General features: G+C 68.7%; 23 protein-coding genes and 1 pseudogene. 12 read left to right on the top strand and 12 right to left on the bottom strand.

The window, feature by feature from the left end; genetic code table 11:
* Positions 1-73: 73 nt before the first annotated feature.
* Positions 74-1006, bottom strand: coding sequence for an IS5 family transposase (locus AC2ITM_RS19740; RefSeq protein WP_486466497.1), 933 nt, complete (start codon positions 1004-1006; stop codon positions 74-76).
* A gap of 313 nt (positions 1007-1319) precedes the next feature.
* Here AC2ITM_RS19740 and AC2ITM_RS19735 point away from each other — a divergent pair, with 313 nt between their 5' ends.
* A complete protein-coding gene (locus AC2ITM_RS19735) occupies positions 1320-1772 on the top strand; it encodes a hypothetical protein (RefSeq protein WP_486469863.1) in 453 nt (150 codons plus the stop codon).
* A 27-nt stretch (positions 1773-1799) separates the two neighbouring features.
* On the opposite strand, the gene AC2ITM_RS19730 is transcribed toward AC2ITM_RS19735, so the two are convergent.
* From AC2ITM_RS19730 to AC2ITM_RS19715, 4 genes are all read right to left on the bottom strand, one after another.
* The gene (locus AC2ITM_RS19730; protein ID WP_486469862.1) at positions 1800-2105 is read right to left on the bottom strand and encodes a hypothetical protein; all 306 of its coding nucleotides are present in this window, start codon (positions 2103-2105) and stop codon (positions 1800-1802) included.
* A gap of 1048 nt (positions 2106-3153) precedes the next feature.
* Positions 3154-4266: an alkene reductase gene (locus AC2ITM_RS19725; protein WP_486469861.1), complete on the bottom strand. Its 1113-nt coding sequence runs from the start codon at positions 4264-4266 to the stop codon at positions 3154-3156.
* Between the two features lie 241 nt (positions 4267-4507).
* Positions 4508-4807 (bottom strand): hypothetical protein, encoded by a 300-nt coding sequence (locus AC2ITM_RS19720; protein ID WP_486469860.1) that lies wholly within the window; start codon positions 4805-4807, stop codon positions 4508-4510.
* A 348-nt stretch (positions 4808-5155) separates the two neighbouring features.
* Entirely contained in the window at positions 5156-5671 is a 516-nt protein-coding gene (locus AC2ITM_RS19715) for an SRPBCC domain-containing protein (RefSeq protein ID WP_486469859.1), read from the bottom strand.
* A 129-nt stretch (positions 5672-5800) separates the two neighbouring features.
* On the opposite strand from AC2ITM_RS19715, the pseudogene AC2ITM_RS19710 reads away from it, so the two are divergent.
* Positions 5801-5902, top strand: a pseudogene (locus AC2ITM_RS19710) (helix-turn-helix domain-containing protein); the annotation flags it as partial.
* Positions 5903-6057: 155 nt separating this feature from the next.
* Positions 6058-6648 (top strand): LysR substrate-binding domain-containing protein, encoded by a 591-nt coding sequence (locus tag AC2ITM_RS19705; protein ID WP_486469858.1) that lies wholly within the window; start codon positions 6058-6060, stop codon positions 6646-6648.
* A gap of 447 nt (positions 6649-7095) precedes the next feature.
* Here AC2ITM_RS19705 and AC2ITM_RS19700 read toward each other — a convergent pair whose 3' ends face one another.
* Positions 7096-7866 (bottom strand): AraC family transcriptional regulator, encoded by a 771-nt coding sequence (locus tag AC2ITM_RS19700; RefSeq protein WP_486469857.1) that lies wholly within the window; start codon positions 7864-7866, stop codon positions 7096-7098.
* A gap of 95 nt (positions 7867-7961) precedes the next feature.
* On the opposite strand from AC2ITM_RS19700, the gene AC2ITM_RS19695 reads away from it, so the two are divergent.
* Together AC2ITM_RS19695 and AC2ITM_RS19690 are read left to right on the top strand one after the other, a co-directional pair.
* A complete protein-coding gene (locus AC2ITM_RS19695) occupies positions 7962-8894 on the top strand; it encodes a DMT family transporter (RefSeq protein WP_486469856.1) in 933 nt (310 codons plus the stop codon).
* 30 nt (positions 8895-8924) lie between these two features.
* Positions 8925-9305 (top strand): VOC family protein, encoded by a 381-nt coding sequence (locus tag AC2ITM_RS19690; RefSeq protein WP_486469855.1) that lies wholly within the window; start codon positions 8925-8927, stop codon positions 9303-9305.
* A 12-nt stretch (positions 9306-9317) separates the two neighbouring features.
* Here the strand turns inward: AC2ITM_RS19690 and AC2ITM_RS19685 are convergent, their stop codons facing one another.
* A complete protein-coding gene (locus AC2ITM_RS19685) occupies positions 9318-10235 on the bottom strand; it encodes a LysR family transcriptional regulator (RefSeq protein WP_486469854.1) in 918 nt (305 codons plus the stop codon).
* Positions 10236-10350: 115 nt separating this feature from the next.
* On the opposite strand from AC2ITM_RS19685, the gene AC2ITM_RS19680 reads away from it, so the two are divergent.
* Positions 10351-11283, top strand: coding sequence for a VOC family protein (locus tag AC2ITM_RS19680; RefSeq protein WP_486469853.1), 933 nt, complete (start codon positions 10351-10353; stop codon positions 11281-11283).
* Between the two features lie 4 nt (positions 11284-11287).
* Positions 11288-11893 carry an alpha/beta hydrolase gene (locus AC2ITM_RS19675; protein ID WP_486469852.1) on the top strand — a complete coding sequence of 202 codons (606 nt, stop codon included), beginning with the start codon at positions 11288-11290 and terminating at the stop codon, positions 11891-11893.
* A gap of 354 nt (positions 11894-12247) precedes the next feature.
* On the opposite strand, the gene AC2ITM_RS19670 is transcribed toward AC2ITM_RS19675, so the two are convergent.
* The 3 genes from AC2ITM_RS19670 to AC2ITM_RS19660 form a co-directional block, all read right to left on the bottom strand.
* Entirely contained in the window at positions 12248-12820 is a 573-nt protein-coding gene (locus tag AC2ITM_RS19670; protein ID WP_486469851.1) for a hypothetical protein, read from the bottom strand.
* 106 nt (positions 12821-12926) lie between these two features.
* On the bottom strand, positions 12927-14396 hold the full coding sequence (locus AC2ITM_RS19665; RefSeq protein WP_486469850.1) for a NarK family nitrate/nitrite MFS transporter: 1470 nt from the start codon (positions 14394-14396) through the stop codon (positions 12927-12929).
* Between the two features lie 452 nt (positions 14397-14848).
* On the bottom strand, positions 14849-15190 hold the full coding sequence (locus tag AC2ITM_RS19660; protein ID WP_486469849.1) for a hypothetical protein: 342 nt from the start codon (positions 15188-15190) through the stop codon (positions 14849-14851).
* 205 nt (positions 15191-15395) lie between these two features.
* Here AC2ITM_RS19660 and AC2ITM_RS19655 point away from each other — a divergent pair, with 205 nt between their 5' ends.
* From AC2ITM_RS19655 to AC2ITM_RS19635, 5 genes are all read left to right on the top strand, one after another.
* Positions 15396-15689, top strand: a complete 294-nt coding sequence (locus tag AC2ITM_RS19655) for a hypothetical protein (RefSeq protein ID WP_486469848.1) — start codon at positions 15396-15398, stop codon at positions 15687-15689.
* Positions 15690-16237: 548 nt separating this feature from the next.
* Positions 16238-16687 (top strand): MarR family winged helix-turn-helix transcriptional regulator, encoded by a 450-nt coding sequence (locus AC2ITM_RS19650; protein ID WP_486469847.1) that lies wholly within the window; start codon positions 16238-16240, stop codon positions 16685-16687.
* Entirely contained in the window at positions 16684-18747 is a 2064-nt protein-coding gene (locus AC2ITM_RS19645; RefSeq protein WP_486469846.1) for an FUSC family protein, read from the top strand. The genes AC2ITM_RS19650 and AC2ITM_RS19645 overlap by 4 nt, the downstream gene beginning before the upstream one ends.
* Positions 18744-18953 carry a DUF1656 domain-containing protein gene (locus AC2ITM_RS19640; protein ID WP_486469845.1) on the top strand — a complete coding sequence of 70 codons (210 nt, stop codon included), beginning with the start codon at positions 18744-18746 and terminating at the stop codon, positions 18951-18953. Before AC2ITM_RS19645 ends, AC2ITM_RS19640 begins: the two co-directional genes overlap by 4 nt.
* Positions 18950-19825, top strand: a complete 876-nt coding sequence (locus AC2ITM_RS19635) for an efflux RND transporter periplasmic adaptor subunit (RefSeq protein ID WP_486469844.1) — start codon at positions 18950-18952, stop codon at positions 19823-19825. Before AC2ITM_RS19640 ends, AC2ITM_RS19635 begins: the two co-directional genes overlap by 4 nt.
* 124 nt (positions 19826-19949) lie before the next feature.
* Here AC2ITM_RS19635 and AC2ITM_RS19630 read toward each other — a convergent pair whose 3' ends face one another.
* Both AC2ITM_RS19630 and AC2ITM_RS19625 read right to left on the bottom strand, forming a co-directional pair.
* On the bottom strand, positions 19950-20279 hold the full coding sequence (locus AC2ITM_RS19630) for a DUF2322 family protein (RefSeq protein WP_486469843.1): 330 nt from the start codon (positions 20277-20279) through the stop codon (positions 19950-19952).
* A gap of 104 nt (positions 20280-20383) precedes the next feature.
* Positions 20384-20686, bottom strand: coding sequence for a winged helix-turn-helix transcriptional regulator (locus AC2ITM_RS19625; protein WP_486470046.1), 303 nt, complete (start codon positions 20684-20686; stop codon positions 20384-20386).
* Positions 20687-20784: the final 98 nt, after the last annotated feature.

Raw genomic sequence — 20784 nt, 5'->3', positions numbered from 1 at the left:
TCAGCTGCTTGTTCAGCTCGGCGTTGTTGCAGAAAGGCGGCCTGAGACGTGAGTGCCCCTTTCCCGTTCAGGCTCAGGCCACGCGAACAACCTCGGCGGTGCCGAGCGCGTTGAAGCGATTGATAAGAGCGACGCGGATGTGGATTTCGGCGGTTTGGCGATCGGGGTCCCTTGCAGCGATGCGCTCGCCGAAGGACTTGATGCAGCGCATCTTGGCCTCCACGCGGCTGCGAGCGTGGTATCCGGTCCACCGTTTCCAGAACGCCCGGCCGTAGTGACGTGTGGCGCGCAGGGTTTCGTTGCGCGCCTTGGCAGCCGGGCAGTCCTCTTTCCAAGCCCGACCGTTCCTTCGGATCGGTATGATTGCCGAGCCGCCGCGTGCGATGATGGCGCTGTGACATCGGCGGGTATCGTAGGCGCCATCCGCAGTCACGGTGCCGATGTCCTCGTCCTCGGGGATCTGGCCCAACAGGTCTGGCAGGATGGGGCTGTCGCCTTCCCGGCTGGGGGTGAACTCAACGGCCCGGATATCCGAAGTGGTAGTGTCCATTGCCAGATGCACCTTGCGCCATTGGCGACGACCCTGAACACCATGCTTGCGGGCCTGCCATTCGCCGTCGCCAAGAAACTTGATGCCGGTGCTGTCCACCAGCAGATTCAGCGGCCCGTCGGCACGACGATAGGGGATCTGCACCTTGAGGGTCTTCTGCCTACGGCACAGCGTCGAGTAGTCGGGAATGGGCCAGTCCAGTCCTGCGAGCCGCAGGAGGCTCGCGACCATCCCGGCTGTCTGTCTGAGCGGCAGTTTGAACAGCACCTTGATCGACAGGCAGAACTGGATCGCGGCATCCGAGAAAACTGGCGGGCGCCCTGGGCGTCCCTCATGCGGCGCGTGCCAGGCCATCTCCTTGTTCAGCCAAATCAGCAGTGACCCGCGCTTCCTGAGCGCATCGTTGTAGGTAGACCAGTTTGTCGTGTGGTAGCGGGCGGGCTTGGGCTTGCTCATGCAGCGCGTCTAACCGCATGGATTCCCGATGTGAATCCTTCACCGGCTGAGTTCTGCAACAACGCCCATCGCGGGGCGCGATGCCGGCGCCCCGCGTGCCTTCTATTCCAACATCCATGCAGAGGCGGCGCAATACGATGGCTGGACCCTGCTGCAAGAGGAACCGACATCGCGGGAATTCCTGAAGCGCAAAGATGACAATCTGATATCCTATTACGAAAGCGCCGAGTCCGCCTTTGCCCGGGACATCGACCTGCCAACCGTCTTTGCCACGGCCGAGGCAACCGCCTATGCGCATTGCGACCAATTGCCGATGGCACTGGCCCTGCCCTTCGCCGAGCTTGCCGCCCTGCACCGATCAGACCTTATCCTGAACTGCCGGACCGGGTCCGAGGCCTGCGCGCTGCAAGCCTTCGCCTTTCTCGACGTGGCGGCGGACGGCGACCTTCGGCCAGCCGAGATCGCCCGCGGGCTGCGCATCGCCCTGCTGCAGACCCTGGCCGAAGAGGCCGCGCGGACCGGCATCGACAGCGGATCCTATGCGATCACCCTGGGGCTGATCCCCACCTTGCCGCTGGTCGGACTGGGGCTGATGTCGCAACTGGATTACGATGGCTCGGGCGGGGTCAGCCTGGCCGAGCTGACGACCGACCTGCCGGGACTGGATCAGGCGTTGCCGATGGCCTCGGTCAGCGGGCTGGCCCGGCAGCTGCCGCCAGACCTGTTCACCCGCCTGCCGATGTTGTTGCGCGGCCTGCTGCCCTGAGGGTCAGCCCTTCCGGCGGCTTCTGTTTCATCGCCCGGCCCGGCGGCGGGGCGGATGCGCAGCGCCCTGAGCACGTTGACGATGACGTTGATGACCTCCTGCGGTAGAGCGCCCTCGACCGGGCTGAGATACCCGCATCCCTGCCACCGACAGACCGATCCCGGCGATCCCGCTTTGCAAGGCAATGTGGCGGGCGATCTCGATCCCCCGGGCCAGGCGGCCCATCCGGCCGACCAACAGCCCCACATCGGCGAGCTGGGCCAAGGCGGCGGCACCGCGCGCGCCAATGGCCATGCCGATATCGGCGGCCGTCAGTGCGGGCGCGTCGTTCACCCCGTCCCCCACCCTCATCACCGGGCCGCGCCCAGGACCAGCAGAACCTTCTGGTCGGGCGTCAGATCCGCGCGCAGCGCATCCCGGTCCCCCGCGACCTCGCACGTCACCGCAGCCCGGTCGCCCGTGGCCAGAAGGATGCGCTGTACGCCGCCCGTGCAGCCGCGTCATCAATTGACCGCCCCCGCGCACCGGGGATCGGCCATCAAGCGCCACCGCCAGCGCTCCGGGCAGGAAATTCGGCTCGGCCCCGGCAGGTCAGCCAACCCGGTCCGCCACGAAGCGGTCGCCGCCCAGCCGCCCCTCCTGGCCTTCGATGCAGCCGATCATGCCTTCGCCAGGCCGTTTGGCCCTGTGGGCCGACAGCAGCAAGCCGCCCGCACCGGCACCTGTGCCACCGGATGCTGCGACGCCGGATCGGGCGCCGCCGCCAGCGGCAGCAACCGCTCACATCCCCCAGCGGATTGATCGCGACAATGCGCGGGCGCCCGTCGGTCAGCGTGCCGGCCTTATCAGGGACCAGCGCATGGACCCGCACCGTCGCCTCCGGCGCGCGGGTCCCTTGATCTGCACACCCGAACTGCGCTGCCCGCGACAGCGCCGCCACGATGTCCAGGCCCGCCTCGCGGCCCCACACTCCAGGAGCGATTTCGCCCGGCAGCACGGCAAGCCCGGGCGCGACACCCAGTGTCCAGACCAGCCGTGCGGCCACAGAGGCCCCGAAAGCCCGCAGGACAAGCCCGCCCAGCGTACGGTCAGCGACAGAAGGGTCCCACCAGCCTGGCCTGTCCGACCCATCCGCGTTCCAGCGGCTGCTCTCCGTCCCGGTTGGGCCAGGCAGAGAACAGGTGGGGCAATCGGGTCAATGCGGCGGTTGCGCATCCGGCACGGGCGCCGGGCCAGCGCACCGGCCAATGCCAGGGCCGCGGCGGCGCGCCCCGCCCCGGAAGGCGTTCTGGGCAAAGACCATCCTCAGGCGCGGCCCGGGGACGCCCCCAGCATCGGCTGGCTGGCTGCCCGACAGGCAGCCGGTCGGCAGCGGGCGGGGTCAGGCCTGCGAGGGCCGTGGGCTGTAGCAGAGCCAATCGGTATAGCCACGCGCATCGCCGCCATAGTAGCGATCGGGATCGTGCGGGGTCAGCGGCCAGTCGTGGCGCAGCCGTTCCACCAGATCCGGGTTCGAGGTAAAGGGCGCCCCGAATGCCGCCATGTCGATCTGTCCGGTCGCAACCATTTCCATTGCCTGCACCCGGTCCAGCCCGCCCGCCAGGATCAGCACGCCGCCAAAGGCCGCACGCAGCCGCCCCAGGAACCCTTCAGGCATCGCCGGCGCCCCGCGACTGGCCTGATCCATGACATGGACATAAGCGATGCCGCGCCGGTCGAGTTCGCCTGCCAGGGCCAGGAACGTCTCGGCCTCGCCCTCGAAATCGCCCAGGTCGTGCAGCCGTCCGAAAGGCGACAGGCGGATGCCAACGCGGGCTGCACCGATCCGTTCGATGCAGGCATCGACCACCTCCAGCGCAAAGCGAAGCCGGTTCTCAAGCGACTGACTGCCATAGCGATCCACGCGGTCGTTGACCGCGCCGTTCAGGAACTGCTCGATCAGATAGCCATTCGCGCCGTGGATCTCGACCCCGTCGAAACCAGCGGCGACGGCATGTTCGGCCGCGCGGGCAAAATCGCCGACGACGCGGGACACCTCTTTGGTGGCCAGCGCGCGCGGGGCCGAGGCGGCGACAAAACCCGGCCGGCCATCGGCACCCGGACCAAAGGCCATGGCGCGGCAGGCCCGCTGCGCCGTGCTGCTGACCGGCGCGGCACCGCCCGGTTGCAGCGAGGTATGGCTGACCCGGCCGACATGCCAGATCTGGCTGAAGATCGCCGCGCCCTGGTCATGCACCGCACGGGTGACCGGCTGCCAGGCCGCCACTTGCTCGGGCGACCAAAGCCCGGGGCAATCGACGAAGCCCGATCCTTCGGGCGAAACCACCGTGCCTTCGGTGATCACCAGCCCGGCGCCCGCCCGCTGCGCGTAATAGCGCGCGGTTTCGGGCGTCGGCAGGTTCCCGGGGCTGCGCGCCCGGGTCATCGGCGCCAGCGCGACGCGGTTCTTCAGGATCTGGCCAGGCAGGCGAAGCGGGTGGAACAGGTCGGTCATCAGGGTCTCGGGTCTGGGCCCCGGCCGCGATGCGGACCGGGAAGGTGAAAAATGATCAGGACCGGACGGCGCGATCACGCCACCCGCAAGGGCCTGTCGACTTACGATGTGGGGCGTGGCAACTGCGCCTTCCAATTATCATTCATGCTGAAAACGATAACGCCAGACGGCGGTCAGGCGGCCTCGACGGTCAGGCTGTCTCGGCGGTCCGGGGGATGCAGCTGGACCAGCACGCTCATGATCAGCGCCCCGAGGCCTGCGGCCCCCCAACAGCGCAGAAACGCGGGTGCAGCGGCAGCGCGCTCCCGGGCTTCGGGAGGGCGCATGCCGCCGAGCCACCGGGCCTGCAGCACGGATCGGCATGGCACGCAGGCGGGATCAGATACCCCGCCACCGGCCCCCAGGCCGAGGCCCGAGCCGCCAGCGCCGCCCCGGGATCCAGCCCCTGCGCGCGCAGCATCGGCAACAGGCCCGCCCAGACCGCCATCTGCCGCCCTGACAGGGTCTTGGCCATCAGCTTGACCACCGCCGCGCGGCTCATGGGCGCCACCGGATGCGGAAAGCGGCCCGTGGCGCGGGAATATCGGCCGCAGCCGCAACACCGGCATCGGCCCCGGCAAGGACGATCACCGGCCGACCGGCCCCGCCCTGCGGTTGCAGCCGCGACACCCGCGCCTGAAGCCGACGGCCCCCCGCCGGGCGCCCGGATCCGCGCAGGCGGGCCACCGGACCCGGACGAGCGGTTCCATACCGTCCCAGCGGCCCCGGCCGCCGGCAGGTGAGCCGCCATCCGACGCTCCGTCGCGCCAAAGCCCGGACCCGCGATTGTCGCCATCATCCCGCCCGGTCCGAAATCGGCAGCCTCAGATGCCCAGACCGCGGCAGCCCCTCAGGGCCGCGCCGCCCGCGCTGCCCGAACCAGGCCATTCAACCAGTCCTGGTGACCATTGATCATCGGGTTCGGCACGGCAGCGGCCAATTCCCGCGCCGGGGCGCCGTTCTGGGTTTCCTGCGTCAGGATGCGCAGCCGGTTCCCCGACAGCTCTTCGATCAGCCAGGCGTGGTGGACATCCAGGCGGTCCGCCGCGCCCTCCTCCCCGGCCCAGCCATGCCAGGCGATGCGCCCGGGCTGACCACGGACCGGCGGCACGCATTCGACGACCCGCGCGGGCACCGGGAAACCGAAGGTGCGGAAAAAGAACCGGTCCCCCAGCTGCAGTTCGGGGCCCTTGCCATCGTGGATCTCGACCTCGGTGGCATTGTGGTAGTAGTCCGGCCAGCGCGCAGGCATCGCCAGGAAGGGCCAGACCTCAGCCGCGCCGAGATCCGCCACAATCACCTCATTGGAGGCAAAATTGTCGGTGAACCCGGGAACAAAGCCTTCCGGCCACAGGATATCGGACATGGAACTCTCCAGTGCTTGCATTGTGCTGGAGGTATGCGGCGGAACGTCCTATAACGCCAATCGCGTTACCTTGCATCAGATATCACCATACCAGATATCAAAACCTTCGACCTGAACCTGCTGCGGGTGATGGATGCCTTGCTGCAGACAGGGTCGGTCAGCCGGGCGGCAGATCGGCTGGGGGTCACCCAGCCGGCCGTCAGCGGCATGCTGGCCCGGCTGCGCGACGGGCTGGGGGATCCGCTGTTCGTGCGCACCCAGCGGGGCATCCTGCCGACACCGCGCGCCGAAGCCCTGGCCGGACCCTTGCGGCAGATCCTCGCTTCGATCCCGGACAGGCTGCCTTTACCCTGCGCATCGCCGCCACCGATTATGCGCAGCGCGCCGTGCTTTTGCCGTTTCTTGATCGCTTACGCCGCATGGCGCCGGGCATCCGCCTGGCGATACACCCCGTCGCGCCCGACTTTGCCCGCGCCCTTGCAGAAGGCGCACTGGATCTGGCGCTGGTCACCCCCGAAATGGCCCCGGACAGGCTGCGCGCCCGCAAGCTGTTCGACGAAAGCTATGTGACCATGGCCCGCACCGGTCACCCCTGCCAGGACCAGCTGCATGACCTGGTGGCCTTTTGCGGCCTCGATCACGCGATCATGTCCCATGACGGCACCGCTTTCGCCGGACCCACGGACGAGGCCCTGGCGCGCCTCGGGCGACGGCGCCGGGTGGTGGCCAGCGTGCCGAACTTCACCATCCTGATCGACCTGATCCGGCGTTCGGACGTGATCGCGCTGGTGCCAGAGCGGCTGGTCCGGGACGAGGCGGGCCTTGTCACCGCGCCGCCGCCACTGCCGGTTGCCGGCTTTCGCAAGATCCTGGTCTGGCATGAAAGGCTGCAGCACGACCCGGCCCAGCAATGGCTGCGTGACCGGCTGGCCGAAAGCGTGCTGGGCCCGCCCGGGGACCATGCCGTGCCCGGATGACCGGCCGCAACGCCACCCAGCGATCGACGCGGCAGAGCCCTGCCGTCATCACCGCGCCCCCGGCCAGCGATCCCGGAAGTGAGGCCGGCCGGATCCGATGACGGCGCAGCGCCGGTACCGCAACTTGGCCTCAGGGACGGACGGCGAGGCCCCGGAGGCCGGACAGGGCCCTTGCCCTCGGCCCCGGGAAGGCCCGCCCAAGGGACGGGCAGCCCAAGGGACGGGCAGCCCCATCTTGCCGCCTCAGACGTCAGGGGGGCCGACAACAGCATGATCGCCACGGGCGCCACCGGCGGCGATGGGCAAGCCCGGCCGGGTGTTGGGCAAGCCCCGCCCCCTTTCCCGGTTGTCCCGCAGCGGGCACCTTGCCTTGATGGACCCGATGCGCGGTAAGGAAAGCGACCCCGCAACCGTCGCCCGGGTCCGCCGCGAACCCTCCCGAAGGGCTCAGCGGCCGACATAGCGGGCCGGACTGTCGCCTGTCACCGCGCGGAACATCGCGATGAAGGCCGAAGCCGTGGCATAGCCCAGATCCAGCGCAATCGCCTCGACGCTCGCGCCATCCTGCAGCAGCGCCACCGCGCGCACGACGCGCAGCCGGTTGCGCCAGTCGGTCAGCGACATTCCCAGATCCCGGGCGCAGCGCCGCACCAGCGTCCGCTCGCTAAGGCCGAAGGCGCGCGCCAGCGCCGCCGTGCTGCGGCGGTCGGCCGGATCAGCCCGCAGCGCCGTCAGCAGCCGCTGCAAGCCGGGATCGTCGCTGTCGGGCAAAAAGCTCTCGCCGACGGCACAATGGGCCATCGCATCCACCATTACGCGCAACAGCCGGTTCTGCACTTCGGTACCCTCAAAGCGGGCCTGTTCCAGCGTATCCAGGATGGCGCGCAGCAGCGGCGTCACCTGCAATGAAGCCGCGCGCCCGGGCATTGCCGTGCACAGCGCCCGGTCGACATAGACCGAGATATGCACCGTTGCCCGTCGGTTGAACCCCACGTGATCGACGCCGGGCGGGATCCAGAAGGCCATATGCGGCGCCGCCACCAGCACCTGCCCGGTGGTCCGCAGCTCGGTGATACCGCTGTAGGAATAGACGAATTCCCCCCAATCGTGGCGCAGCAGCGGATAGGTGCCGTTTTCAGGCATCTGTTCGACCCGGAACCAGACCGGAGCAGGCAAAGTGCGGTGATCCGGCGGCTGACGCAGATGCGGCATGGTCATGATTGGCGCGATCCCGGCATGGCTTGGCGTATCTACGCTATATACCCCATATGCGCCAAATGTAGAAGGGCCGCAGTTCTTCTTACGGTGTCCTCATGAAACGACCGATCGACCTGACCGCCTTTGGGCTGATGATCCTGCTGTGCCTGGCCTGGGGCGTGCAGCAAAGCGCCATGAAACTGGCCGCCCCCGCCTTCGACCCGCTGCTGCAGATCGGGTTGCGATCGCTGATCGCGGCGGCCCTGGTGCTGGCGATCAGCCGGCTGATCTTTCGTGATCGCTGGCACCCGCGCCTGTTCCTGGGGCCGGGCGGTGCGGCGGGGGCGCTTTTTGCGCTGGAATTCCTGCTGGTCGGAGAGGGGCTGCGCTGGACCTCGGCCTCGCATATGGGGGTGTTCCTCTATACCGCGCCGATCTTTGCGGCCATCGGCCTGCACCTGTCGCAGCCGGACGAGCGGCTGTCACGGCTGCAATGGCTGGGCGTTGGCATCGCCTTTGCAGGCGTCGCGGCCATCTTCCTGCTGCCGGGATTGCAGCGGCAGGCGCCGATGGCCCCCGGCATGATCCTGGGTGACCTGCTGGGCCTGGCGGCGGGGCTGAGCTGGGGCATGACGACCGTGGTCATCCGCACGACCCGCCTGGCCGCAGCCCCACCCGCCCAGACCCTGGCCTATCAGCTTTTCGTTTCGGGGAGCGCAGCCCTTGGCTTCAGCCTGTTGACGGGCCGGATGGGCATGGCGCCGCGCCCGGCCGATCTGGTCAACCTTGGTCTGCAGACGACACTGGTCTGCACCCTCAGCTTTCTGGTCTGGTTCCGGTTGCTGCAAATCTACCCCTCGTCGCGGCTTGGTGTCCTCAGCTTCATGACCCCGGTCTTCGGCGTGCTGGCAGGGGCGCTGCTGCTGGGCGAGCGGCTGACGCCGGACTTCCTGCTGGGCGGGGTGGTGGTGCTTCTGGGGATGCTTCTGGTGCAGGCCCATGACATCCTGAGCGCACGCCGCCAGACCCGGCCGCGCTGCCCCGCCTGATCCGGCCACGATATCCCGAAAGGAACCGCCATGATCCGCAGCCTTGACCATCTGGTCCTGACCACCACCGACGAAACCGCCTGCCTGGCCTTCTACGTCGACCTGCTGGGCCTGCGCCTGGAAACCTTCGGTGCCGGACGCAAGGCACTGTGCTTCGGACAGCAGAAGATCAACATCCACGTCAAGGGACAGGAGATCGAGCCCAAGGCCCATCTGCCGGTCCCGGGCGCGCTGGACCTGTGCCTGCTGCTCGATATTCCCCTGGACAAGGCGATCACCCGGCTGCAGGCCCGCGGCGTCCCCCTTCTGCAAGGGCCGGTCACCCGCACCGGGGCCACCGGGCCGCTGCGCTCGGTCTATCTGCGCGATCCCGATCTGAACCTGATCGAGCTGTCGGAACCCCTGCCCTGACCCCGCCCGCCGCTAGCGCGAGATGCCGAAATCAAGGCTTTCGACATCGCGGATATAGGCCTCGAAGAAATCGGTGAAGGTGGCGACCAGCGGCGGCAGGGTCTCGTAGGGCGGATAATAAAGCATCAGGTTCAGCGGCGGGATCTGCCAGTCGGGCAGCACCTGTTCCAGCCCCCCCGAGGCCAGCCCGTCCCGCACCAGGAATTCCGGCAGGTTCACCATGCCGTTGCCCGCCATCGCCAGGGCACAAAGGAACTCTCCGTTATTGGAGACCAGATCGCCGCCGGCGCGCATCGTGCGCCGCAGCCCGCCGCGCTGGAAGGTCCAGCTTTCCTGCGCGCCCTGGTGTCCGTAGGAAAGGCAATGCGCCGGCAGCAGATCGTCGGGAGTGACCGGCCGGGGCAGCCGCTCGAACAGCTGCGGCGCGGCCACAACCATGCGCGGCACATGGCAGATCCGTCGCCAGATCGTCGACTTGTCCCCCGGCGGATCCGAGATCCTGATCGCCAGGTCGCAGGTCTCGTCCAGGATATCGACCAGCACGTCGGTCAGCTGCAGGTCCAGCGCGATCTGCGGATAGGCCAGGCGGAACCCCGACACCAGCCCCGGCATCAGCCGCATCCCGAAGGACATCGGCGCATTGATCGTCAGCTTGCCCCGGTCGGGCCGGGCGGTGCCGGTGATCTCGGCGGTGACGCGGTCGAACTCTTCCAGCACCGGGCGGTAGCGGGCCGCCACCAGCGCCCCCGCCCCGCTGAGCGAAACCTGCCGCGTAGTGCGCAGCAGCAGCTGCTGGCCCAGGTCGGCCTCCAGCTGGGCGATGATGCGGGTGACCGAAGCCGGCGTCATCCGCAGGCTGCGGGCCGCGCCGACAAAGCTGCCCTGTTCGACGACGCTCAGGAAGACACGGATCGGCTTGAGGGTCTGCATGGGTCCAACTGTTATGATCAGTTATAACAGTAAATGGCATATAATTTCTATTCTTGGAATGGTCTTCGCAACCTATCTTGCCAGCAACAGGATGAATGCCCGGATGGAGGCAAGGATGATCAAGGATATCAAGGGGCTGCACCACGTCACCTCGATGGCGGGCGATGCAGGGCAGAACAACCGCTTCTTCACCGACACGCTGGGTCTGCGGCGGGTGAAGAAGACCGTGAACTTCGACGCCCCGGAGGTCTATCACCTTTATTACGGCGACGAGATCGGCACCCCCGGTTCGGTGATGACCTATTTCCCCTTCGGCCAGATGCCGCAGGGCCGCCGCGGCACCGGCGAGGTGGGCGTGACCGAATTCGCCGTGCCCGAAGGGGCGCTGGACTACTGGACGGCACGCCTGTCGGATGCGGGCGTCAGCGGTCTGGCCGAAGGCCGCTTTCTGGGACAACGGCGGCTGGACTTCGCGGGCCCCGACGGAGACGGCTTCGCCCTGGTCGAAAGCGCCCTGCGCGACCGTCAGCCCTGGACCGGGGCCGGCGTGCCTGAGGATGCCGGCATCCTGGGCTTTCACGGGGCGCGGATGCGGCTGCGCGACAGCGCCGCCACGGCCGAGCTGCTGGGCTTTATGGGCTATCAGAAGGACGAGACCGAGGGTGCCGTGACCCGCTACCGGATCGAGGGCGGCAATGCCGCCGACACCATCGACCTTGAGGCCCTGCCCGATGCCCGGGTTGCCGCGCAGGGGGCGGGCTCGGTCCACCACATCGCCTTCGCGGTCGAGGATCGCGCCGCCCAGGCGCGGGTGCGCGAGGCGCTTCTGGACACCGGTTACCAGGTCACCCCGGTGATCGACCGGGACTATTTTTGGGCGATCTACTTCCGCACCCCCGGCGGCGTGCTGTTCGAGATCGCCACCAACGAACCCGGCTTCGACCGGGACGAGGACACTGCCAACCTGGGCCAGGCGCTGAAGCTGCCGGTGCGCTACGAACCCTACCGCGCCCGCATCGAAGCCCTGCTGCCCCCGATCGGAGCCTGAGGCGATGACCGACACGACGCTCTATCACGCCCGCACCCGAGCGCCCGATCCCGGGGCCCCGCTGATCTTTGCCTTCCACGGCACCGGCGGCGACGAAAACCAGTTCTTCGACCTGGTGCACCAGATCCATCCGCGGGCGGGCATCGTCTCGCCCCGGGGGGATGTGCTGGAAGGCGGCGCGGCGCGGTTCTTCCGCCGCACCGGCGAGGGGGTCTATGACATGGCCGACCTGGCGCTGCGGACCGGACGGATGGCGGATTTCGTCGCCGCCTGGCGGCAGGCCCATCCCGGGGCACCGGTCTGGGGCTTTGGCTATTCCAACGGGGCCAATATCCTGGCCTCGGTGGTGATGGCCCGGCCCGCGCTCTTTGACCGGATCGGCCTGCTGCATCCGCTGATCCCATGGGCGCCGGCCCCGGCGGCGCTGGCCGGCCGCAAGGTGCTGATCACCGCCGGACGCCGCGACCCGATCTGCCCCTGGCCGCTCAGCCAGGCCCTGCTGCGCTGGTTCGAAGACCAGGGCGCCGACATTTCCGCCGAGATCCACGACGGCGGCCACGAGGTCCGCCCGGCCGAAATCCAGGCCCTTGCGGCGCTGCTGTCAGACTGACCGCGCGATCCGCTGCCCGGGGGCGGGCGGGCCCCTTGGGACGGATCTTCCCGGTGCCATCAGGCATCCCCAAAGCGCGCCCGCCGCCCCGCACCGGCAACGCAAGGGGGCGCCCGCATGGTACGGGCGGCCCCCTGCCGCCGCCGTCATCGCATCCCCGGAGCGGCCTCTGCCGCCACTCCGGCCGCTGTATCCGCCCCCCTCGGGGACATCATTTTCGCCGCATTTTCGCCGCGTGGATGTACGGGCGACGTGACCGGTCCGCCGCCAGGGCGCTGGTCTTTTCTGCTCCCGTCAGGGCAGCGCCGTTGTGCGCGGCATCCGGCGGCGCAGACCGCGCCTTCGGCAAGCGCCTCAGCCCCGCTCCTCCAGCCGCAGCGCCGTCACCACCGATCCCAGGATCGACCGCAGCTGCACCCGCGTCGGCTGCGGATGCGGATGCGCGGCCATCCACTGGCGCAGCGTCTGACCGGTGACCTCTTCGGCCAGCAGGTACAGGAACCGGTTGTCTTCCTGTGGCAGGATCTGCATCACCTGAGGATGGCGGATGCAGCGGCCGACCCTTTGTTCCAGCGTAAAGCCCTCCAGCGCCGACGACAGTACCTTCAGGACCGCGCGGCGCGGCCCCCGGCGCACCCGGTAGACGTTGCTGCGGGTCGAGGCCTGCAGCACCTCGGTCACGTCCCAGCCATCCGGCCTGTGGCCGGGCTGCCGGCGCGGCGGCATCATCCGGGCGCTCAGCCGGCGAGGCGCCTTGGTCGGGCTTTCCGAAGGCCGCTGGGTGATGCGCAGCAAAAGCGCGCTGACATTGTCACGGCTGCCGCGGGCCAGGGCCGCCGCGCAAAGCGCCCGCGCCGCGGCCTGCAGCCCCATGCGGGTATCGGGCGGGTCGGAAAGCACGGCGGCGATGGCCGTCGGATCCAGCACGTCTGCACCCCGTCCCGGCCTGGCCCCAGCCCCCCAGAACGCCCTGAAGGGCACGGGTGGGAAAGAGCTGCGCGGGATCGTCGATCAGGCGCACCACATCAGCCGCTCAGCCCTTGAGGCCGACCCGGATCATGGTGACCGTGCCATGGGCGTCAACCTCGGCGATCTCGCCGGCGGGTTCTTGCAGGAACAGCAGCGCCAGAAAGCCCAGCACCGCCGTACCGGCAATGACATAGAAGAAGGTCGAGGCATCGACCATCGCATAGACGATCAGGTAGATCACCGCCCCGGTGTTGCCATAGGCCCCCGTCATCCCCGCGATCTGCCCGGTCAGCGAGCGCTTGATCAGTGGCACCACCGCAAAGACCGCGCCCTCGCCAGCCTGGACGAAAAAGGAACAGGCCATCGCCACCAGCACCGCCAGCCCCAGCGGCCAGCCCGGCCCGATGGCCGCCATCGCCGCATAGCCCAGGGCCAGGCCGGCCGTCAGGATCAGCAGGGTCCGCCGACGGCCGCACCGATCCGAGATCCAGCCCCCGCCCGGCCGCGACATCAGGTTCATGAAGGCATAGCCCGAGGCCACCATCCCCGCTGCCACTGGCGACAGCCCGAAGGTCTCGGCGAAGAACAGCGGCAGCATGGACACCACCGCCAGCTCTGATCCGAAAGTCGCGAAATAGAGGATGTTCAGGATCGCCACCTGGCGAAAGCTGTAGCGCTCGAACGCGGGCAGCGGGCCGCGCAATACCCTGCGGTTGGCGCGGATCGCCAGCAGCGCCCCCCCAAGGTAAAGCACCGCCAGCCCCGCCCACAGCGCCAGCATCGCCGGACCGGCAAAGATCCCCACCTGACGCAGCCGCCAGACCAACGCCCCGAGCGCCAGATAGAGCGGGACCTTCATCGCCAGCAGGAACCACAGATCCCCCCGCGAGGTGACCTGCATTGCGGCGGCGCTGTGAGGCCGGAAATAGCGCGATCCCTTCGGCACGTCGCGCACCGTGGCGTAGTAGACAAACCCGTAGACCAGCGCCAGCGCCCCGGTCAGGCCGATCGCCCACCGCCAGCCCTCGGGGCCGCCCAGCCACAGCGCCAGCGCCGGCAGGCAGAAGGCCGCCACCGCCGAGCCGAAATTGCCCCAGCCGCCATAGATCCCCTCGGCTGTGCCCAGTTCCTCGGCCGGGAACCATTCCGAGACCATGCGGATGCCGATGACGAAGCCCGCCCCGATAAAGCCCAGGGCAAAGCGTGCCAGTGCCAGCTGGGCAAAGCTGTCGGCGAGGGCGAAGGCGAAACAGGGGATCGAACAGGTGATCAGCAGGCCGGAATAGACCCGGCGCGGCCCGTAGAGGTCGGTCAGCAGGCCGACAAGGATGCGGGCCGGAATGGTCAGCGCAACATTGAGCACCAGAAGCGTTGTCACCTGGGGCTGACTTAACCCCAGGCTGGCGCGGATCGCCTGCAACATCGGCGCCAGGTTGAACCAGATGACGAAAGTCAGAAAGAAGGCGACCCATGTCAGATGCAGGATCCGCATCTTTCCGCGGAACGAGAAGAGGGTAAAACCCTGGTCAGTCATTGGCGTGGCCCTGCGCGATTGCCCGGCCATGCTGCGCCGTACGGGCGGCAATGGCGATGGGCCCGGGGCAGATCGGGGCCGAATTCGATCACGAATGCGACGGTGTCGCACGGCCGCGCAATTTCGTGGCATCCGGCGGCACAGGCCCACCCGCCGCAGTCAGCGGACCGGCGCCGGGGCTGTCGCATGGCAAGGCCGGTTGCCCCCGGCGGCCCCGGCCCGGCCGGGCTGTCGCCACCAGAGACCGACCTGCGCAGCCTGGCCAAACGGAAGGGATCACGGATCCCATACAGAGGCCGCCAAAGCCCCTGCTCCGATCCGCTCAGGTCGGGTCCGGAACGGCCTCAGAACCCGCGTTCTGGGCCACCATTCTGCCCACCGGCGGCCGGTTGCCCTCGAGCCGCCAGCTGGCCGGATCAGCCGGGGGTCTCGCACTCGACCATGGTCGAAGCCTATGACCGGCTGCCCGCCGAGGGGTCGATGCCGCCGCAGCGGGGTTCGGGTTTCCAAGCCGCCGCCAGCCTGCCATTCTGACCGGACTGCAGCCGCCCGCCCCATGCACAGACCATCGACCCGCGGCCTCTGGTCCGCCTAGCGCTGGCCCCGGTCTGCCGCCCGCCGCTGCGGCCGCGCGACCGGAGCTGATCGAGGCCCCGTGCCATTTCCATCTCCATCGCCCAGCCGCCACGCAGCTGCACCGGGTCCTCGGGGAAGGCATGGTGGCGCTCGATGGCCGAGGTCAGATGCGCGTAGGGCAGGCCCTGGGCCCGGGCGTCATGCCGGCCCTGCTGCACGCGCGCCCATTCGCAGCCGTTTCGGCGCCCCGCCCATTGCGTGACACGGAGCCGGAGACCGTCAAGCCCGCGCTGCCATTGCCCCGACTGCGGCTCTTCATCACCAATGCCGGGCCGCGCAGTCCGATGGGCGCGCCACCGTCGGCCATCACCTGCTGCGACGGACCAAAGTCTTTGACCTGCACATCCCCCCTGACCGGCATCCTTGCCGATTTCGAGAGCCCCGGTGCCGCGCCTGGCCGCCTCCGACGGGCTGGAGGAGTGCGTGGTACAGTTCGGCAGCCTGTCCCGAACGCTCTTGGCCCCGGTGCGCTGCGGTTGCCTCGCGACGCGGCCGGGCTGGACTGATGCGCTGATCAACCTCCGGCGGGCGATCTGGTCCGCAGCCCCCACGCTTTCGGCCGAGTTGCGCCTGCTGAAGAAGGGCAGCTATCGCCGCCATGTCCAGGCGCTGTGCCCCCGGCTGGCGGCGGCCATGACACGGTTCGCCCGGCCCTGAGGCGGCCGGACCTGCCGCCCCGGAACCAGCCCGCGGGCCGGATCTTCCTGCGCGGCTGTCCAACGGCAACAACAGCGCCGCCCTGGCCCGGGCCACCCGGCAGCAGGGGCTGCCGCTGCGCGTCCCTGCCTGTCGCAGGCCGCGCGGGCATCATGCGTGTCAACGTCGCCCAGATGCAGGAGGCCAATGTGCTGCCCGGCCTCCGGCGCCTGCTGGCCGAGGCCCGAAACGGGCACCGGCGCCCCTTTCAGGGGATCGTGATAGCCTCGGCGCGGCTCGGACCGTACCGGAATGCACCTGCCCGTAAATTCGGCACTCTGGCAAACAGGTCGCGGACACCTTCCAACAGCCATCAATCAACCATTTGACTTAAAACGATATTCACAGAACCGTTACTCGCCCGGAATTTTCGGATGACGTCGCGGAGACCGATGAGGCACAGCCGCCTTTGCCGGTATTTAGATGCTATTGCACTATATGCAAATGCATCTGTATAGCGGCGCGGCCGGCTGGCCCCTCCGCCTGCCCCCTCCAGATCGCAGGATCCCATGACCCCTTCGCAGGACGAGAACACCTCCTTTGCCCCCCGTCTGATTGCCGTTGCCCAGGCCTGGCGGCGCGAGATCGCCCATGCCCTCAGCGAGCAGGGGCTCTCGGATGCGGTGGCGCTGCCGCTGGTGCATCTGCTGCGCGATGGCGACGGCATCCGCCAGACCGAGCTGGCCCGGCGCGTCGGCGTCGAGAACACCTCTCTGGTGCGGGTCCTGGATGGGCTGGAGCGTGACGGCCGCATCCGGCGCCGCAATGATCCCGGCGACCGCCGCGCCAAGCTGGTCTACCTGACCGACACCGGCCGCAGCGTCGCCCGCGAGGCCTCGGTCACGCTGCGCGGCCTGCGCCACCGTGCCCTGGCCAACGTCACCCCGGCCGAGCTGGAAACCACCGAGGCCGTGCTGCGCAAGATCGAGGACGCCCTGTTCGTGGGGAAAACCTCATGACCCGCGCGGCGGCCCCCGCCCTGTCGGTGCAGGATGCGCTTTATTCCCTGAAGGCCTTCGCGGCGGCGATGCTGGCCTATTACCTGGCCTGCGCCTTCGACCTGAAGAACCCCTACTGGTCGGTGGGCTGCGTCTACCTGGTGGTCAACCCGCTTTCGGGGGCGGCGACATCGAAGGCGGTGTACCGGCTGCTGGGCACGACGCTGGGGGGGGTCATGACGCTGGCGATGCTGCCGGGGCTGGTGGCCTCGCCGCCGCTGTTCATCACCTGCATGGCGCTGTGGATCGGCCTGTGCCTGACGGTATCGCTGCTGGATGGCACGCCGCGCAGCTATGCCTTCATGCTGTCGGGCTATACCGTGGCGCTGATCGCCACCAGCATCGTCGACAGCCCCGAAAGCGTCTTTACCACCGTCACCGGCCGGATCGAGGAAATCGGCCTTGGGGTGCTGTGTGCGGCGCTGGTCAACCGGCTGGTCTTTCCGCGTCACGTGGGGCCGGTGCTGTTTGCCCGCGTCGATGGCTGGCTACGTGACGCTGGCACCCTGGCGGCGGACATCCTGCAGGGCGATTACGCGCTGGAACGGGTCCAGGCCGAAGCCCGCAAGCTGTCGGGCGATGCCACCCAGCTGCGCAACTTCACCGCCCATATCAGCTATGACACCTCGCATCACCGCGACCTTGGACGGATCGCCCAGGCGCTGCAGATGCGCATGGTGCTGATGCTGCCGGTGCTCTCGGCGCTGCATGACCAGATCCGCGTGACCGAAGGTCTGACCCCCGACGAACAGGCCCTGCTGCGCGACACCGCCGCCTGGTTTGCCACCGGCGTGCCGGAACCCGACGCCGAGGGGCGCCTGCTGGCGCGTGCCCGCGCCATGAGCGCGCGCTACCGCGACCAGACCGGCTGGGACGCGCTGCTGCGGCTCAACATGGCGGAACGGCTGAGTTACCTGATCACCCTGTGGGGCGATTGCGCGGTACTGCGCGCGGCCATCGCCGGGCAGCCCCATGACCGCAAGACGCTGCGGGCGCTGGTGGCGGACATGCCCACCGTGCCGCCGGTGCGCGACCGGCTGACCGCGGTGCTGGCGGGGCTGGCCGCGACCCTGGTCGTGCTGCTGTCATGCACCCTGTGGCGGCTGAGCGGCTGGAGCACCGCCGGCACCGCCATGGCGCAGCTGGCCCCGGTCTTCAGCTGCATCCTGGCGGCCATCGACAATCCGATCCCGGCCATGCGCGGCTTTCTGAAATACCTCTTGGCGGCGATGGTGGCGGCCTTCGTGATGGAATATGCGATCTTCCCCGTCGCCTCGGACATCTGGATGGTGATGGCCACGCTGGGCCTTTACCTGATCCCCTTCGGCACGCTGATGGCCCGCCCGGCCACCATGGCCACCGGGCTGACGCTCTGTGTGAACCTGCCCTATATGCTGCTGCTGAAAACCTCGTACCAGCCCGATCTGGCCAGCTTCCTCAGCGGGGATGTCGGCACGGTGCTGGGCATGGTGATTGCCATGGCGGTGGTCGGTACCGTACGCTCGGTCGGCGCCGATGTCGCGGCCTACCGGGTGTTGCGCCAGGCCTGGCGGCGTCTGGCCCAGGCCGCCGATCCGCGTTCGGACATGGCGCCGCGCGACCTCAGCAATCTGCTGGTCGACGCCCAGGGCCAGATGAGCCCCCGCCTGGCCCAGGTCGCCCCCACCCATGACCTGCTGTCGGGCGACCTGCTGCGCGACCTGCGCGTCGGACTGAACCTTCTGCACCTGAAGGCCCTGCGCCAGGAACTGGCCCTGGCCCCGGCGCAGGAGATCGCCACGCTGCTGCTGCGGCTGCGCGCCTTCTACGACCAGCGCCGGCGCCCCGACGGCACCGTCACGGCCGCGCTGGTGGCCGAGGTCGATGCCACCGCCATACGCCTCAGCCCGCATCTGCAGGGGGCCGCGCGGGCAAAGGTGCTGGCGGCGCTGGTCGGGCTGCGGCTGGGGCTGTCGCCCGCCGACCAGCCGCCCCGGCCGCTGACCCTGCCCGACATCCCCCTTCCCGGAGCCCCCGCATGAACCAGCAATTCGACATTTTCGGGATCTTTCTGCCGACGCTGGGGGTGGCGGCCCTGCTGGCCTATGCGCTGCTGCTTCTGATCAGCCGGGCGCTGGTGCGGCTGGGGGCCTACCGGCTGGTCTGGCACCGCCCGCTTTTCGATGTGGCGCTTTACGTCGTTCTTCTTGGTCTGCTTGGTATGGGGCTGAAATGGTATCTGTCTTGAAACGTATGGTCGCAAACGCCGGCCGGGCCCTGATCACGCTGGCGATGTGCGCCTGCGGGCTGGTCCTGGCGGCGCATCTTTGGGATTACTACAAGGGCGCCCCCTGGACCCGCGACGGCCATGTGCGCGCCGATGTCGTGGGTGTGGCCCCCGATGTCTCGGGGCTGGTCAGCCAGGTGCTGGTGCAGACCAACCAGCAGGTCCACAAGGGCGACGTGCTGTTCCGCATCGATCCCGCCCGCTTTGACCTGGCGGTCAAGGAGGCCAAGGCCGCGCTGGACCAGACCACAGCCGAGGTCAAGCTGGCGCAGCTGACGCTGGAGCGCCAAAGCAAGCTTGCCGGCAGTGCCATCACCTCGCAGCAGCTGGACGAGGACGAGGCGACGCTGAATTCCGACATCGCCGCCGAGGCCGAGGCCCGCGCCGCCTACAACCTGGCGCAGCTGAACCTGACCCGCACTGCGGTGCGCGCGACGGTGAACGGGCGGATCACCAACCTGTCGCTGCGCCCGGGCGACTATGCCACTGCGGGCAGCGCCGTGGCAGTGCTGGTCGACGAGGACTCCGTCTATGTCGCCGGCTATTTCGAGGAAACCAAGCTGCCACGCATCCATGTCGGCGCCGCCGCAACCGTCACCCTGATGGGCGAGACGCGGCAGCTGCACGGCCATGTCGCCTCGATCGAGGCGGGCGTGGCCGATCAGGAACGCTCGGACACGGCGGGCGAACTGGCGGATGTGGCCTCGACCTTCAGCTGGGTGCGGCTGGCACAGCGGGTGCCGGTGCGCATCAAGCTGGACGGCACGCAGGCGCGGGACCTGATCCTGGGGCGCAGTGCCACGGTGGCCATTGCCGAACACGCGGCCTCCTGAGCCGCCTTCCGGGACTGTGGGCCGGGGGCCCCCGGCCGCAGTCCCGAAGGGCCGGACACCAGAGGATGGCGGGTCCCCCTCCGGCCCGTTCCGGTGCCCGGCCGAAGGGCGCAGTCTGCCGGCCTCAGGCCGCCAGCAGCTCGATCGACAGCGGTGCGGCGCCTTCTGCGATCTCCAGCAGGCGATCAATGTTGGGATGGGCGCCGGGCCGGTTGCGGGCATCCTCGGTCACCTCGGCAAAGATCGCCAGACCATGGGCGGCCGCCTCGGCCGTCAGCGCGCCGAAACCCTGCTGCAGGTACTGATAGACCGCCAGCGACCCCTGCTTGCCCGGCTGGTTCTCGATCGAGGCCACCACGGCCCCCGAAGCATCGCGCAGATCGATGCGGGCAAGCCCCTCGATCGGGGGAAGCTGCTGCAGGTTGTCCTTGAACGAAGCACTGGGCTGGATCATCGCCTATTCCTTTTCGGCAGGTTTCGGCCCGCATCTATCAGCAGGACTTTGCCGTCGCCAAGACATGACGGCATGCATTCGTGTCATGGCGCCCTCCCCTCGCCTCAGGGCCGCAGCTGATCCTCGTAGCGCAACGCCCAGTCGCGCAGCGCGGCAAAGGTCGGCATCAGGTCGATCCCGGCCTGCGACAGCGCATATTCCACCCGGGGCGGGATCTCGGCATAGGCGGTGCGAATGACGATGCCGTTCGCCGCCAGATCGCGCAGCTGTTCGGTCAGCATTTGCTGGGTGATCCCCGGCAGCATGCGGCGCAGCGCCCCGAAACGCTGCGGCCCGGCGACCAGGCTGCAGACGATCTCGATTTTCCATTTGCCGGTGATGGCACGGATGGCGCGCTGAAAGCGCATCACGTCCATCGCCTCGGGACCAGTGCAGCCCGCGCAGTCGTTGCCATGGACGCGGGCCTCAATAGTCGGGTTTTCATCCTGCCTATCGGATGGATGTT

The sequence above is a fragment of the Pseudooceanicola sp. NS-SX9 genome (assembly GCF_057380705.1).
The sequence above is the reverse complement of the archived record's forward strand: the minus strand, read 5'-3'. Positions and strand labels throughout refer to the sequence as shown.

Coding starts and splice junctions, on each gene's coding strand:
- AC2ITM_RS19740 (WP_486466497.1), bottom strand. CDS start 1,006: ATGAGCAAGCCCAAGCCCGCCCGCTACCACACGACAAACTGGTCTACC.
- AC2ITM_RS19735 (WP_486469863.1), top strand. CDS start 1,320: ATGGCACTGGCCCTGCCCTTCGCCGAGCTTGCCGCCCTGCACCGATCA.
- AC2ITM_RS19725 (WP_486469861.1), bottom strand. CDS start 4,266: ATGACCGACCTGTTCCACCCGCTTCGCCTGCCTGGCCAGATCCTGAAG.
- AC2ITM_RS19720 (WP_486469860.1), bottom strand. CDS start 4,807: ATGAGCCGCGCGGCGGTGGTCAAGCTGATGGCCAAGACCCTGTCAGGG.
- AC2ITM_RS19715 (WP_486469859.1), bottom strand. CDS start 5,671: ATGTCCGATATCCTGTGGCCGGAAGGCTTTGTTCCCGGGTTCACCGAC.
- AC2ITM_RS19700 (WP_486469857.1), bottom strand. CDS start 7,866: ATGACCATGCCGCATCTGCGTCAGCCGCCGGATCACCGCACTTTGCCT.
- AC2ITM_RS19695 (WP_486469856.1), top strand. CDS start 7,962: ATGAAACGACCGATCGACCTGACCGCCTTTGGGCTGATGATCCTGCTG.
- AC2ITM_RS19690 (WP_486469855.1), top strand. CDS start 8,925: ATGATCCGCAGCCTTGACCATCTGGTCCTGACCACCACCGACGAAACC.
- AC2ITM_RS19685 (WP_486469854.1), bottom strand. CDS start 10,235: ATGCAGACCCTCAAGCCGATCCGTGTCTTCCTGAGCGTCGTCGAACAG.
- AC2ITM_RS19680 (WP_486469853.1), top strand. CDS start 10,351: ATGATCAAGGATATCAAGGGGCTGCACCACGTCACCTCGATGGCGGGC.
- AC2ITM_RS19675 (WP_486469852.1), top strand. CDS start 11,288: ATGACCGACACGACGCTCTATCACGCCCGCACCCGAGCGCCCGATCCC.
- AC2ITM_RS19665 (WP_486469850.1), bottom strand. CDS start 14,396: ATGACTGACCAGGGTTTTACCCTCTTCTCGTTCCGCGGAAAGATGCGG.
- AC2ITM_RS19650 (WP_486469847.1), top strand. CDS start 16,238: ATGACCCCTTCGCAGGACGAGAACACCTCCTTTGCCCCCCGTCTGATT.
- AC2ITM_RS19645 (WP_486469846.1), top strand. CDS start 16,684: ATGACCCGCGCGGCGGCCCCCGCCCTGTCGGTGCAGGATGCGCTTTAT.
- AC2ITM_RS19640 (WP_486469845.1), top strand. CDS start 18,744: ATGAACCAGCAATTCGACATTTTCGGGATCTTTCTGCCGACGCTGGGG.
- AC2ITM_RS19630 (WP_486469843.1), bottom strand. CDS start 20,279: ATGATCCAGCCCAGTGCTTCGTTCAAGGACAACCTGCAGCAGCTTCCC.
- AC2ITM_RS19625 (WP_486470046.1), bottom strand. CDS start 20,686: ATGCGCTTTCAGCGCGCCATCCGTGCCATCACCGGCAAATGGAAAATC.